Origin of the sequence: Vibrio sp. B1REV9 (assembly GCF_905175395.2) — a bacterium.
Lineage (GTDB): Bacteria > Pseudomonadota > Gammaproteobacteria > Enterobacterales > Vibrionaceae > Vibrio > Vibrio alfacsensis.
On record NZ_HG992746.1, the window covers coordinates 1,478,685 to 1,492,509 of the forward strand.

A 13,825-nucleotide genomic window follows, 5' to 3' on the forward strand; every position below is an offset into this window, starting at 1 on the left:
ACATGCGAAAAATTAATCAATATTTAATCAAACGATTAATTTGTGACGAGAGAAAAACTCACTAAGGTGATGTGGCTTATTATGGATTTACATTTATTAAGAATTTGTGTGTTATCGCCCATTTTTCTTGGCGAAAGTAGAGACCTTAAACGGGGCACTATTGTTGTGTTTACAAGATTAATAAATGGTGTCAGATATTCAAATAGTTGGATTTGAGGATTTGTTCTGGGTAAGAAAGAGCCCAATCAAGGGCTCTGTGGATATTGTAAACGGGGGCTTAAATCAACCCTTGCTCTTTTGCCATATGGTTGGCGATGCTTGGCGCTTTCCAAATGCTTGGCAATAGAATAAATGAGACAGGAACCGCCGTGATCACAATGAAAGATTGCAAGGCTGAAATTCCGCCAGACCCCATTGATATCAATGTGATTGCGACTGCCCCCATGATCACGCCCCAAAAGGCACGAATAATCGCTTTTGGTTCGGTTGAACCCGTCATCACGACGCTGATGGTGTAGGTCATGGAATCACCAGTGGTGACAATAAATGTTGTGGTAAGGATTAAGAACAGAATTGAAATCACCATAGGGAATGGCAACTCTGATGTTATCGCTAACAGAACGGCGGGTAAGTTGAAGCCCTCGAAAGCTGAAGAAATTAAGCCTGGATTCTCTAACTCGAACGCAAGGCCACTGCCGCCAACAATGCTAAACCAGAAGCAGGTGATGAGCGGTGCTGCAACGCTAATAGAGAGAATCAATTGACGAATAGTACGACCACGTGAGATACGTGCAATGAAAATCGCCATCATTGGACCATAGCCGATAAACCATCCCCAGAAGAAGACGGTCCACCAACTTAGCCATTCGGTGTCACCACGATATAAGGCCATTGGGAAAAAGTTGTCCACCATTCGTCCAACGCCTTGTACGTAACCATCAACAATAAAGCTCGTTGGGCCAAAGAGCAAAATGTAGCCAATAAGCGCCGCAGATAGCACGATGTTATAGCGACTAATAATTTGAATCCCTTTGCTCACGCCACTTAGCGCAGATAAGGTATACATGAGAATAGCGGCCACAATCACCAACGTTTGTGTCACAAAGGTATCGGGTAAACCAAACAGTGAATTCAACGCATAACTGATTTGAAGACCTAAGAAGCCAATAGGGCCAATTGTGCCCGCTGCAACCGCAATGATGCTACAAGCATCGGCAATATCGCCAATCCAACCATTAATGGCTCTGTCACCAAATACAGGATAGAGCAGAGTGCGCGGTTTTAGTGGTAGCCCTTTATCGTAATGCAGATGCATTAAAACTACAGAAGAAAGGCAACCTAGAATCGCCCAAGCAAGGAAGCCCCAATGCATAAAAGACTGAGAGAGCGCATTAATGGCAGAAGCTTTAGGAGAGGCTTCGCCATACAGAGGCGGAGCAGAAACAAAGTGGGCGATAGGTTCTGCGGCTGCCCAGAAAACGCCGCCCCCAGCAAGTAGGGTACAAAGTACAATCGACAGCCATTTGAATGTGTCGATTTCAGGCCTCGCGATGCCACCTAAGCGTACGTAACCAGTACGGCCAAGAGCAATGGCCAAGCCAATAAGAAAATTGAGGAGCAGCAATACTTGCCAAAAGGCTCCGAAGTATTGAGTTGCAAGGCCAAAGCCTGCATTGACCATGTGAGTCAGTGATTTTGCATCTGTCAGAGCAAGTAGAACGAAAACAGAAAGGAAGCTTCCACTTAACCAAAAGACTGGGTTAGTGAGTTCAAGACGCTTGATCAGGGACGGGGGATGGATGGCGGAATAGTCTGCCTCCTGAATGGGTGCATGGGAGGCGGCATTCGTCATATTCGACATAATTACTTCGCTTTTTAGGGCTCGGAAGCCGTGTATTTCCCTCAACACAATTGAGTATAAAAGTGTGAGGATGATCAAAAAGCCGCTAATACTAGCACGTTGGGCCGAGCAATATAACCGCAGATCGGGATTAATTGTGATGACTTAAAATGACGCGTTGATTCTAAATGTGAAAACTATTGCGTGAAGTACGCCGCATTTATTGTGTAAATCACATTCCCCTTATTCTTGTAGGGACACCTCAAGATTACATTGAGCCAACCTGTTCTAATAAAAACTAAAGGTCTTACCCTATGGCTCATTTTGAACTCAATGGATTGTGGCAACTTACCTCGCCGCAACGGCCAGACATCAATGTTGTGATGACACTGCCTGGTGATAACGTTTCGGCGTTATTGCAGGCAGAGCTCATTCCCGATCCATACTTTGCGGATAATGAAGCGAAAGTTCGTTGGGTTGAACAATGTGATTGGCACATTTCTCGTCAATTCGAAGTGGAAGCCTCGGTGTTGTCCTCCAAGCAAGTGTGGATGACATTAACGCGCGTCGACACTCTTGCTACTTTCTACATTAACGGTGAGCAAGCACTGACTTGCAGCAACATGTTTGCTCAGCAACGAGTCGACATTAAACCGTATTTAACACAAGGGACGAATACCATTCGTGTTGAATTCGCACGGGTTGATTTAGAGGGGGAGGAGCGTGCGAAAAATCTACCGTTTCCAATACCATCCGCGATGGGGAACAACCAAATTCCTCATATGAACTTGATTCGTAAAACGCAATGTCATTCTGGTTGGGATTGGGGCATTTGTTTGATGGTGTCGGGTATTTATGACCCAATCCAAATTGATGTCGTCAACGAATTGTGGCTAAAAGGCTTTTCAACAGATCAAAACTGGCAAGCCGATGGCAGTGTTATCGTCGATGTACTGGTGGAGATAGATACCGATAACCAGAGCCATAAGGTCATCATTGAGCTAGATGGTATGACTCAATCGATTCATACTGAGGGAAGTGGTCACTATCACTTTCAATGCCATATTCTCGAGCCTCTGCGTTGGTGGCCTGTAGGCTATGGTGAAGCTAACCTGTACAAGATATCGGTTTCATGTGGTGAACAGAAACTGTCTCGTAAGCTTGGTTTGCGTCAATTGAGTTTGAATAATCAGGCCGATGAGCATGGCTCTGCAATGGAGTTTGTCGTGAATGGCATTCCTATTAATGCCAAAGGGGCGAACTGGATCCCCGTGGATGCGATGCCAGGGCGTGAGTGTGATGGCCGTTATCGCAATCTGCTACAAAGTGCTGTCGATGCCAATATGAACATGATTCGTGTATGGGGCGGCGGCCAGTATGAGAGTGAAACGTTCTATAACTTGTGCGACGAATTAGGCCTACTTGTGTGGCAGGACATGATGTTCGCATGTTCGCTTTACCCATCTGACGATGCGTTTCTTAAAGATGTGGAGCAAGAACTGCGTTTTCAGATCCCTCGTTTGAAAGAGCATCCGTCGATTGCCTTGTGGTGTGGTGATAATGAGGTCATTGGTGCGATTGGTTGGTATGACGAATCAAAGCACAACAAAGTGAAATACACAGTGAACTACGATCGCTTGAATCGGATGGTAGAACAAGTAATTGGACAGCAAGATGATTCACGTCGTTTTTGGCCGAGTTCTCCTTGTAATGGCGAGCTAGACTTTGGCGACGCATGGCATGACGATAGCAAAGGTGACATGCATTTTTGGGATGTGTGGCACTCAGGAAAATCGTTTAATGCTTATTTAAACATTAATCCGCGTTTTTGTTCCGAATTCGGTTTTCAATCCTGGCCCTCGTTTGCAGAGACGAAACAGTTTGTGCCAGAGCAAGATTGGAACGTTACTTCTCCAACGTTTGAACAGCATCAGAAGAACCCTCGAGGTAATAGTATTATCACCGAGATGTTCACTCGTTACTTCCGTTTCCCTTCTGGTTTTGAACAGATGCTATACCTCAGCCAAGTGCAGCAGGCTGTGGCCATAAAAACGGCTTGTGATCATTGGCGTGCAATCTCTCCGGTATGCAGAGGCATGCTGTATTGGCAACTTAACGATAACTGGCCAGTAAGTTCTTGGTCGAGTCTCGAATACAGCGGTCGTTGGAAGCAATTGCATTATCATGCTAAGCGCTTCTTTGCGCCTCAGTACTTGGTGTTTTCAGAGCATACTGGCCAGTTGAGCCTGCATTTACTTAATGACGCCAGAGATTCAGTTGATGTAAGTGCACAATTGCATTGGGTGAATTGGCAGGGTGAAGTGAAGCAGACTTGGCCACTAGAACACTCGGTTTCTAGTGACAGTAATACCGTCATCTGGCAGTTGGATGAATCTTTTGATTCGTCTGAATTGAAATCGGGGTTCTTCTATGTAGAAGCGCAAGTGGCTCAAGATAAAATCACCAACACTTGGTTTAGTACTCATGAACTAAAAACGTTACCAATGGAAAGAGCGAATATTGAAGTAACAATTGAAGCCAACAAAGTCACGCTCGTTGCAGATAAGCCTGCGTTCTTTGTTCACTTGGAGTGCGATAAAGATGGCAAGTTTAGTGATTCTAGTTTGACGTTGTTGGCCAATAAACCGGCAACAATTGAGTTTTTAGGCAGTGATTTGAACGCGATGGCAAGGTCGTTGCGAGTCTACCATTTGATGCAGTCATAATATGCCTAAGTAACCTTGAGATGCTAGGTTCAGCCCGCTCTGAATCCTGCACCTTGACGTCACTTGGGTATATGGTTTTAAATCCATAAAAAAGGAGCGACGGTTCGCTCCTTTTTTGTTTTTCAATAATTTAAGCTTGTTTTAGCGCCTAAGCTTATGATGGATTCGATACCCCAAAACATAACCGAGGTAGAACAACGCAATCAATGTAATAAACGCAGCGACATAAGCAAGAATGTGATTTAGACCAAGACCAAAAGCGAGCGTAAAAGCAATACCATTTACGGCTTCAAGTGGAATCTTGTACCAAGCAGAATGAACGGTAGAACCAAATAGAACTAACGTACTAATTAAAAAGATTGTGCCGACGAACATACCTGCCCATCTGCTGTTATTCATGCTTCTTCTCAAAGGTTACCAACTACGTAACAAAATATTTCAGGAAGCACATTATACTACTGAGAGTGGTACAAAGTGTTAGCACTATTTTAATAAATTATAGAGAGGCTAACATATGGCCTCTCTATCTATGAGTCTCAGTAAAGTCACGGTATTCGTCGTTTTTGGCAAACAGAGTTTTTCTGAGTAAGACTAACTGATCCAGCCAATAAAATATGGAATGATCAACGCGTTAGCTAAATCGATAAAGAAAGCGCACACTAACGGCACAATGATAAATGCTTGGTGTGAATTCCCGTATTTTTGTGCAACGGCAGACATGTTTGCCATCGCGGTTGGGGTTGAGCCCAATGAGATACCACCAAAACCAGAACACACCACCGCAGCGTCATAGTTTTTGCCCATGAGTGGAAATACAACAAAGACCGCGATACACACTGCCACCAAAAATTGTGCCCCAAGGATGATGAAGATAGGGCCAGCTAAATCGACTAACGCCCATAACTGCATACTCATCAAAGACATGGCGAGAAAAGCACCTAATGCCATGTCAGCAATCAGCGCGATAGCGGGTTTTCTTGCAGGCCAGCGTGTCCCTGTTAAACGAGGATAAGACGCAGGAATCAGGTTTGAAATGAGAATACCCGCAAAAAGACATGTCACAAATAGAGGCAGTTCTAGACCAAGGCTACTGACTCCCTCGTTTAGCACTGCACCAAGAATGATACAAACATGAATAGCCAACATCGCATCCAAGAAATCATAAGCGTTGATAGAGGGTTGCGGTTCATCTTGGGCTGTACCGACGTCCATTTCTTCCACTGTCGCAGGCTTGAGGTTGTGCTTGTTGATCAGGTATTTCGCGATTGGCCCCCCCATTAGACTGGCGAGAATTAAACCAAACGTCGCACTGGCGATTCCGATTTCCATGGCGGTATCGAGATCAAATATTTCAGCGATCCTTGGCGACCAAGCAATTGCGGTTCCATGACCACCAATTAAAGAGACGGTGCCACTAAGTAAGCCTACCGCTTCAGGTTGACCAAGCATGGTCGCAATGCCAATTCCGGTTAGGTTTTGTATCAGCATGTAGCCGATGGTGACCGAGAGTAGAATGATGAGAGGTTTCCCTCCTTTGAATAGATCTTGCAGGCTGGCATTGATACCAATTGTGGTAAAAAAATACACCAACAGTAGATCGCGAGTCGCGAGATTAAACTGAACATCAATGTGGGTCACATAGTGAATCACAGCAAAAAGAATAGACACTAATATGCCACCTGAAACCGGTTCGGGAATGCTGAACTCTCTCAAAAAGTGACTGGCCTGGGTAAGGCGTTTTCCCAAAAACAGCACGACGATGCCTAGGGTGACGGCCAAAAATGATTCGATGTGCAATACACCATCAATGAAATCCATAACTGCTCCTGTTGTGTCTTGCTCTGCCTAATTGTGTTCGTTTGTGTCCTGTTGAAGTAATGTGAGGCAATGTCCTTTGTAATGTGCATAAACCGTATGCTGAATGAGTAACCATACTGACTTGTCTAAATAACATCCAGTTTCATATTGGTGAATTTGAACTAAGTCCGGTTGTTGTTCAAAGGTTATGCGCAGTTGAAAATGAGCCGCTAGATTCGTTTACCCAAGAATATAACGGCTCGAATACCAAGACATTTCGTGATCAATATCTTGAGGTTATATGGTTATATGGTTATATCGGTATAGCTATAGGTAACAAGCTCACATGTTTTCTACTTTGGGGTTTGGTTCTAGAGCCCAATTTCCACCAAGTGATTTGTACAATGCCACCGTAACTTGGGCCGTTTGTAATTTGGCTGCAAGCTGACGGTCTTGCGTTGCTGACGTTGTGCATCAAGGACTGATAAGTGGTCGATCAAGCCTGCTAATACACCGCACAAGATGTACTAAATCTATTGGGCTCTGGTGGCTGGAAAGGCGGATGAATGGATGATGATATGGATTTACTTAAGAATATGTCGTTGTAAAGGCCCGCACATCCTTATGCGAGCCTAAATGGGGCTAGAGCTTCTTGATCACAATAGCAGTACCCATACCGCCACCAATACATAGAGAGGCCAAGCCATATTGCAGTTCACGCTTTTCCATTTCATAGATGAGCGTGGTAAGAATTCGGCCACCTGATGCACCCAAAGGATGCCCTAGTGCGATTGCACCACCATTAACGTTAGTGTTGTTGTCAAACGAGCTAAGTGGTAAACCGTATTTCTCACTCAAACCGTGCATTACGCCGAGTGCTTGTGCAGCGAATGCCTCATTGAGCTCAAGAAGTTGCATGTCAGACAGAGTCATTTCTGCACGTTGCAATGCTTGCTCAATCGCAGGAACGGGGCCAAGCCCCATGTAAGCTGGGTCAAGACCACCTTGACCATAACTTACGATTTCAGCGAGAGGCGTTAGGCCATGTTTTTCTACCGCAGCCTCAGAAGCGACCACAAATGCCACACCGCCGTCGTTAATGCCAGATGCATTACCTGCTGTAACGCTACCATCTTTTTTGAATGCAGGGTTTAGCTTAGATAAGCTTTCAATAGAAGCATCGGCACGAGGGTATTCATCTTCCGAGAAGCTGATGGTTGTACGACGTTGTTGCACTTCCACCGGTACGATCTCATCAGTAAAACGACCTTGTTGAATTGCTTCCACTGCGCGCTGTTGGCTACGTAGGGCAAAGGCATCTTGCTCTTCACGAGAGATATTGTATTTCTCTGCCACATTTTCAGCCGTCATACCCATGTGGTATTGGTTAAACGCATCGGTTAAACCGTCATGGATCATAGTATCAACCAGTTGCTGGTTGCCCATTTTACTGCCAAAACGGTTTTTAGCACTCACAAGGTATGGCGTGCTCGACATGTTTTCCATGCCCGCTGCGACAATTAAGTCTGCATCGCCTGCTTTGATTTTACTTGCGGCTTCCATGACGGTTTTCATGCCACTACCGCAAATCATATTCAACGTGAACGCAGGAACGGAATCTGGCACGTCAGCAAATCGAGCGGCTTGACGGCCTGGGCCCATACCTTGGCCTGCGCTCAGTACGTTACCGACGATAACTTCATCCAGGTGCTCTGGTGAGAGATTAGCTTGCTGTAAGGCTGCACGAATAGCGTGTCCGCCCAGTTCAAATGCAGGAACCAGTGATAGCGTACCGCCAAAACTGCCGAGAGCGGTGCGTTTTGCACCAACAATGTAAACTTTTTTCATCTTAAATCACCAAACCGCCATCGATCTTAAGCGTTTGACCAGTGATGAAGCTTGCTTTGTCACTGGCTAGGAATGTAACACCATCGGCAATGTCTTGAGGTTTACCCATGCGACCTAGTGGTGTTTTAGACTTCATGTGATCCAGCACTTTTTCTGGCAGATCAATCGTCATAGGAGTCTCAATAAAGCCAGGGGCCACGCAGTTCGCGCGAACTTGAGCACCTTTACGAGAAAACTCTTTTGCCCAACCTTTTGTCATGGTGATCACACCGCCTTTGGTTGCACCGTAATTACTTTGACCGATGTTGCCATCAGTCCCCACAACAGAAGACATCGTAATTATTGAGCCCACACCCTGTTCAATCATCATTGGAGCAACGGCCTGTGTCATGTTAAACACGCCCTTGAGGTTCACATTGATCACAAGATCCCAATCATCTTCACTCATACGATCAAGCAGGTTATCTCTTGTGATGCCCGCATTATTGACTAAAACGTCGATCTTGCCGTGTTTTGCTTTGACCTCTTCAATAAAGTGATGAATCGCTGCACGATCACAGACGTTTAGCGTTTTAACTTCAACGTTAGGGTATTGCGCTTTAAGCTCTTCTGCGACTTGGGCGTTCATATCGCATGCATAAACCATGGTTGCGTTTTGCTGTGCGAATGTTTCGACAATACAGCGGCCAATGCCTTGGGCGCCGCCAGTTACGATACAGATTTTATTGGTAAGCATAGTGTTTCACCTTGTAAAGGATGGGTGCGATGCTATGTCTTGGCATAGTGACTATTCGCAGTAGGTGAAATCATTCTAGGGACTTAGAGCCAATTTGTAGATGGATTCTGAATCAAAACACTATTGCAAAAACGGGATAGTTGAGAGTTGAAAAACGAAGTTTTATTGATTGATAAAAGCTTGAAATATCGTAGGAGCTAGAATATATGACCGACATAGCGAAACAAAGAGATTGGCGTTTGCGACGGGGAGAAGTTGAGCTATAACGCTGATTACCCATTTATTGCAATAATCAAGGTTTTTAAAATGCTCGATAAAATCGTCTATTTTTTACATGTGGTTCGTACTGGATCTTTTAGTGTGGCTGCGAAGCAATACGGTATATCGGCTTCAGCAGGTAGTCGTTGGATCATCGAGCTAGAAGAGAGTATGGGTGTAAGTTTATTGAAGCGTTCAACCCGAAAGGTGGTACCGACTCAAGCAGGGTTAAAGCTTTATGAACGCTTTAGTCGTGTTAATAGCGAGATTGATGACATTTTTACTGAGATTCAGAACCTTGGCAACGATGATAGAGGCATCATCCGCATAGCGTCTACACCGCTTTTTGCTCGAGATTTTCTTGGCACAATTGTGGGGGAATATTTGCAGGACCATCCACATGTGACTTTCCGTATTATGGAGACGGCTTTTGATGTGGACCACTTGGATGAAATTGATTTTGCGATTCGTGCGAGTGCTATTTATCAGGGCTTTCAAGAAAAAGATAGCCTGTTGGTTAAACGCTCTCTGCTGAAATACCCTCTAATGGCCTGCTGTTCTCCAGAATACATTCAAAAGTTTGGTGAGCCTGAAGTACCTGATGATTTGCGCCGCCACAATTGTTTATATGCATCGACGCTAGTAGGTGGAAGTAAGTGGGTGTTTGAGCGTAATAAAGAGATGACAACAGTGAGTATTTCGCAAACCGTGGAAGTTGAAGACAGCCAATTTATTAAAACGGTTGCACTTAATGGTGGTGGTATTGGTTACTTACCTGTCCGTTTAATTGAAGAAGAATTAGACAGTGGTTCTTTAGTGCAAGTGCTAAGAAATTATACCAATAGTGAATTTGAGTTTAGTCTGTACTACCGTCCACGACGTCAAATGCCTGCACGATGCGTCAATTTTAAGGACTATTTGATCCGACGAGTGCGTGAAATCTCTGAAGCAGAATAATCAGAGCCAAGACGAAGCGGTCTATCCCCCACAAAATTCAAGTCTCACGGGATAAAGGATTATCCCGTATTCGCAATTATCATTTCTTTTATTGTCTATTTTTTCATTAATTAGAAAGCAATACACTTTTTCTATCAGTTCAAAGCCACGGCTTAGGCAACAATAATTTTCCCGAAGGAAAACCAATAATGAAGAAAAAAGTGTTAACAGCCCTACAAGCTGCTCAGTTAATTAATGATGGTGACCGAGTCGTTCTCGGTGGGTTTATTGGTGCGGTTGTGCCAGAAGCGATAGAAAAAGCGGTTGGTGAACGCTATTTAGAAACTGGGCACCCAAATAAACTTGAACTTTTTTTTACCGCAGGGCAGGGCAATGGCGTGGACAAAGCAACCAACCATTTATCTCACCCAGGCATGGTGAGTAAAGCGTGTGGTGGCCATTGGGGATTGATCCCTAAGCTGCAACAGTTGGCAAACAGTGATCAGATCCAAGGTTACAACTTCCCTCAAGGTGTGATTGCTCAGCTACTCAGAGACTCTGCAGCGGGCAAGCCCGGAACATTATCACACGTTGGTTTAGGTACATTTGTTGACCCGCGTTTGGGCGGTGGCAAAATTAACCAAGTCACCACCGAAGATCGTGTGTCAGTGATGAGCATTGATGGTGAAGAGTACCTGTTCTACAAGCGAATTAACCCAAACGTTGCTCTGCTGCGTGGTACAACTGCTGATGAACATGGAAACGTCACCATGGAAGACGAATGTTTGTTCCTAGAGAACTTAGCTGCAGCGCAACTTGTGACGAATATGGGTGGAACCGTGATTGTTCAGGTTAAGCACATGGTGAAGTGTGGTGAGTTGGATCCTCAACAAGTGCGAATTCCGGGTATCTTCGTTGACGCGATAGTGATTGCAAACGAAGAGGACCATATGCAGACGTTCGCGGAAGCGATGAACCCGGCTTATTGCGGACGTGGAGTGGTAGCCGATAAATCGGTTTTGGTTCGCCCATTGGACGCCAAGAAAATCATCGCACGTCGTGCCGCCTTGGAACTGAAACAAGGCGCCATCCTTAACTATGGCATCGGTGTTCCAGAGGTGATCGCTCAGGTGACAGATGAAGAGGGCATTACCGATCAGATGATCGCGACCGTCGAGCCTGGCGCGATTGGTGGTACACCCGCCGGTGGCCTAAGCTTTGGAGCATCCGCGTTCCCTGAAGCGGTCATTACCCAAGATCAAATGTTTGATTTTTATGATGGTGGCGGCATCGATCAGGCGTTCTTAGGGCTGGCTGAGTGTGATCAACACGGAAACTTAAATGTGTCCAAATTTGGTAGCAAAATCGCAGGTTGTGGCGGCTTTATTAATATTACCCAAAACGCTAAGCAGGTATTCTTTTGCGGCACATTCACGGCGGGCAAACTCGAAATCGAGACGGGCGACGGTACGCTGTCGATTGTCAATGATGGTCATATCCAAAAGCTGATTGGTGAAGTGCAGCAAATTACTTTCTCAGCAGATGTTGCAAGGCGCAATGGTAAACCGGTGCTTTATATTACAGAGCGCGCGGTGTTTAAGCTTGGCGCCGATACGCTAGAGTTGATAGAGATTGCTCCTGGTGTTGACTTAGAGAAAGACATTTTAAGCAAGATGTCATTTAAACCCATAATTAGTCATGAGCTGAAATTGATGGATTCCCGTATTTTCCACGAGAAGCCAATGGGACTGACTTTCCCTGAAAAAGTGGAAACCAAACAAGGCGAAAGCGAAGCAGCTTAATTCCATACCCAAGTATCTTGAAGTTATTTGGGCTTACTCTCCCCCTTTTTCTGAGGGGAGAGGGTTTTACTTCTTATTGGTAAAACCACCACATTCATTTCCGAGAGAAAATTATTATGAGTTATACCATCGAACAGCTTGTGGTAGGGCAAAGTGCACACTTTGAAAAGACGATCAGTGAGTCTGATATTCAAATGTTTTGCGGTATTAGTGGTGATATTAACCCTGTTCACGTCAGTAAGATTGCAGGTCAAAGCAGTATTTTTGGCAACCGAGTTGCGCATGGCATTTTGGTGTCTGGTCTTACGTCCGCCGTGCTCGGTATGAAGTTGCCTGGGCCAGGTACGATATATCTAGGTCAAGAGCTGAAATTCACCGCTCCGGTTTTTATTGGGGATACGATACGGGCTGAAGTTGAAGTGATTGATATTAATAAAGAGAAAAATATCGTCAAACTAGCGACTCGTAGTGTTAACCAAGACAACCAAATCGTTATTCAAGGCATAGCAACGGTTATGCCTCCTAAATCTATCGTTTAAAAGAGGTTTTCCATGATCATTTTGCCTAATATTCAAGGTGTTGTTGCTCGTACCGCTCATCCACTTGGTTGTCATCAAGCCGTTCTTAATCAAATCAACTATGTTAAAAGTGCACCGCAAGTGGCGAATGGGCCGAAGAAAGTATTAGTCCTGGGGGCGTCTTCTGGCTTTGGTTTGGCTTCACGAATTAGTCTGGCGTTTGGCGGTGCAAAAGCCGATACCATCGGTGTCTCATTTGAGCGTGGGCCATCTGAAAAAGGCGTAGGTACGGCGGGTTGGTATAACAATATCTATTTCCGTCAAGAGGCAGAGAAAGAGGGATTGGTTGCGAAAAATTTTGTTGGTGATGCGTTCTCAGCGACGACACGTGAGCAAGTGGTCGACTATATCAAACATGAATTTGGAGGCTCGGTTGATTTAGTCGTTTATAGCTTAGCAACGGGTGTTAGGCCAAACCCAGAGACGGGTGAGCTATGGCGATCTTCTATAAAAACATCGGGTGCTCCTGTTATCGGGCCAACCATCAATATCGAACATGATAGCTTAGAGTCGATGGAAGTAGGTACGGCGACATCAGACGAGATGGAAGCAACGATCAAGGTAATGGGCGGGGAAGACTGGCAAGGCTGGATTGATTACCTGTATGAATCGGGAGTCTTGGCATGTGGTTGCAAAACGGTTGCTTACTCGTACGTAGGGCCTGAAGTGACTTACCCAATTTATCATCACGGCACCTTGGGTAGAGCCAAAGCTCATCTTCATGATACTGCTGACGAATTAAACCAGAAAATGCAAGTTTTTGGTGGTGAAGCATATGTTTCTGTTTGTAAAGCACTGGTGACTAAGGCGAGTGTATTTATTCCTGCATTTTCACCTTACATTCTCTCTCTATTTAAAGTGATGAAAGAGAAAGGGACTCATGAAGGCTGTATTGAGCAGATGCAACGATTGTTTGCCCAGCGTCTATACAGTGATAAGCCATGGGTGCCAGTTGATGGTGCAAGGCTGATTCGAATGGATGACTGGGAGCTGGAACCAGAAACTCAACAGGAGGTGAAGCGACTAATGAGTCAAATGACGGTGGATAATTTCCGTCAAGTGGGTGATTACGCTGGTTACAAATCGGACTTTATGCAACTTAATGGATTTGGTTTTAGCGAGGTGAATTATGACTCTCCAGTCAACATGGAAGAATTGACCCTATTGCAACCGTAAACAGTATATTAACGTTTTATTAAAGCCCTGCTATTGAGTAGGGCTTCTTTTTATGTGTCTGATTTAATGTGATTTAAGTGTTTTTCGCCACAGGCATCACACAATTCATTATTGCAAATTAAGGATAA

General features: G+C 44.9%; 10 protein-coding genes. 5 read left to right on the top strand and 5 right to left on the bottom strand.

Going from position 1 to position 13,825, the window contains the following annotated elements:
• Positions 1 to 277: 277 nt before the first annotated feature.
• Positions 278 to 1,861, bottom strand: coding sequence for a BCCT family transporter (locus KHN78_RS20650; protein ID WP_211918722.1), 1,584 nt, complete (start codon positions 1,859 to 1,861; stop codon positions 278 to 280).
• 293 nt (positions 1,862 to 2,154) lie between these two features.
• Between KHN78_RS20650 and KHN78_RS20655 the strand changes: the two genes are divergently transcribed.
• Positions 2,155 to 4,566, top strand: coding sequence for a beta-mannosidase (locus KHN78_RS20655; RefSeq protein ID WP_211918724.1), 2,412 nt, complete (start codon positions 2,155 to 2,157; stop codon positions 4,564 to 4,566).
• 141 nt (positions 4,567 to 4,707) lie between these two features.
• Here KHN78_RS20655 and KHN78_RS20660 read toward each other — a convergent pair whose 3' ends face one another.
• The 4 genes from KHN78_RS20660 to KHN78_RS20675 form a co-directional block, all read right to left on the bottom strand.
• A complete protein-coding gene (locus KHN78_RS20660) occupies positions 4,708 to 4,965 on the bottom strand; it encodes a hypothetical protein (RefSeq protein WP_211918726.1) in 258 nt (85 codons plus the stop codon).
• Between the two features lie 192 nt (positions 4,966 to 5,157).
• Complete coding sequence (gene gltS / locus KHN78_RS20665; protein WP_211918728.1) at positions 5,158 to 6,384, bottom strand: sodium/glutamate symporter; 1,227 nt, start codon at positions 6,382 to 6,384, stop codon at positions 5,158 to 5,160.
• A 621-nt stretch (positions 6,385 to 7,005) separates the two neighbouring features.
• Positions 7,006 to 8,211 carry an acetyl-CoA C-acetyltransferase gene (locus tag KHN78_RS20670; RefSeq protein WP_211918737.1) on the bottom strand — a complete coding sequence of 402 codons (1,206 nt, stop codon included), beginning with the start codon at positions 8,209 to 8,211 and terminating at the stop codon, positions 7,006 to 7,008.
• A gap of 1 nt (position 8,212) precedes the next feature.
• Positions 8,213 to 8,947: a beta-ketoacyl-ACP reductase gene (locus tag KHN78_RS20675; protein WP_211918739.1), complete on the bottom strand. Its 735-nt coding sequence runs from the start codon at positions 8,945 to 8,947 to the stop codon at positions 8,213 to 8,215.
• Positions 8,948 to 9,253: 306 nt separating this feature from the next.
• Here KHN78_RS20675 and KHN78_RS20680 point away from each other — a divergent pair, with 306 nt between their 5' ends.
• From KHN78_RS20680 to fabV, 4 genes are all read left to right on the top strand, one after another.
• Positions 9,254 to 10,162: a LysR family transcriptional regulator gene (locus KHN78_RS20680; protein WP_211918749.1), complete on the top strand. Its 909-nt coding sequence runs from the start codon at positions 9,254 to 9,256 to the stop codon at positions 10,160 to 10,162.
• A gap of 188 nt (positions 10,163 to 10,350) precedes the next feature.
• Positions 10,351 to 11,943, top strand: coding sequence for an acyl CoA:acetate/3-ketoacid CoA transferase (locus KHN78_RS20685; RefSeq protein ID WP_211918751.1), 1,593 nt, complete (start codon positions 10,351 to 10,353; stop codon positions 11,941 to 11,943).
• 116 nt (positions 11,944 to 12,059) lie between these two features.
• Positions 12,060 to 12,482, top strand: coding sequence for a MaoC family dehydratase (locus KHN78_RS20690; RefSeq protein ID WP_211918753.1), 423 nt, complete (start codon positions 12,060 to 12,062; stop codon positions 12,480 to 12,482).
• A 12-nt stretch (positions 12,483 to 12,494) separates the two neighbouring features.
• Positions 12,495 to 13,697: an enoyl-ACP reductase FabV gene (gene fabV / locus KHN78_RS20695; RefSeq protein ID WP_211918755.1), complete on the top strand. Its 1,203-nt coding sequence runs from the start codon at positions 12,495 to 12,497 to the stop codon at positions 13,695 to 13,697.
• Positions 13,698 to 13,825: the final 128 nt, after the last annotated feature.

Excerpts from the sequence above, each read along its gene's own strand:
- KHN78_RS20650 (WP_211918722.1), bottom strand. The coding sequence starts at position 1,861 with ATGTCGAATATGACGAATGCCGCCTCCCATGCACCCATTCAGGAGGCA.
- KHN78_RS20655 (WP_211918724.1), top strand. The coding sequence starts at position 2,155 with ATGGCTCATTTTGAACTCAATGGATTGTGGCAACTTACCTCGCCGCAA.
- KHN78_RS20660 (WP_211918726.1), bottom strand. The coding sequence starts at position 4,965 with ATGAATAACAGCAGATGGGCAGGTATGTTCGTCGGCACAATCTTTTTA.
- gltS (WP_211918728.1), bottom strand. The coding sequence starts at position 6,384 with ATGGATTTCATTGATGGTGTATTGCACATCGAATCATTTTTGGCCGTC.
- KHN78_RS20670 (WP_211918737.1), bottom strand. The coding sequence starts at position 8,211 with ATGAAAAAAGTTTACATTGTTGGTGCAAAACGCACCGCTCTCGGCAGT.
- KHN78_RS20675 (WP_211918739.1), bottom strand. The coding sequence starts at position 8,947 with ATGCTTACCAATAAAATCTGTATCGTAACTGGCGGCGCCCAAGGCATT.
- KHN78_RS20680 (WP_211918749.1), top strand. The coding sequence starts at position 9,254 with ATGCTCGATAAAATCGTCTATTTTTTACATGTGGTTCGTACTGGATCT.
- KHN78_RS20685 (WP_211918751.1), top strand. The coding sequence starts at position 10,351 with ATGAAGAAAAAAGTGTTAACAGCCCTACAAGCTGCTCAGTTAATTAAT.
- KHN78_RS20690 (WP_211918753.1), top strand. The coding sequence starts at position 12,060 with ATGAGTTATACCATCGAACAGCTTGTGGTAGGGCAAAGTGCACACTTT.
- fabV (WP_211918755.1), top strand. The coding sequence starts at position 12,495 with ATGATCATTTTGCCTAATATTCAAGGTGTTGTTGCTCGTACCGCTCAT.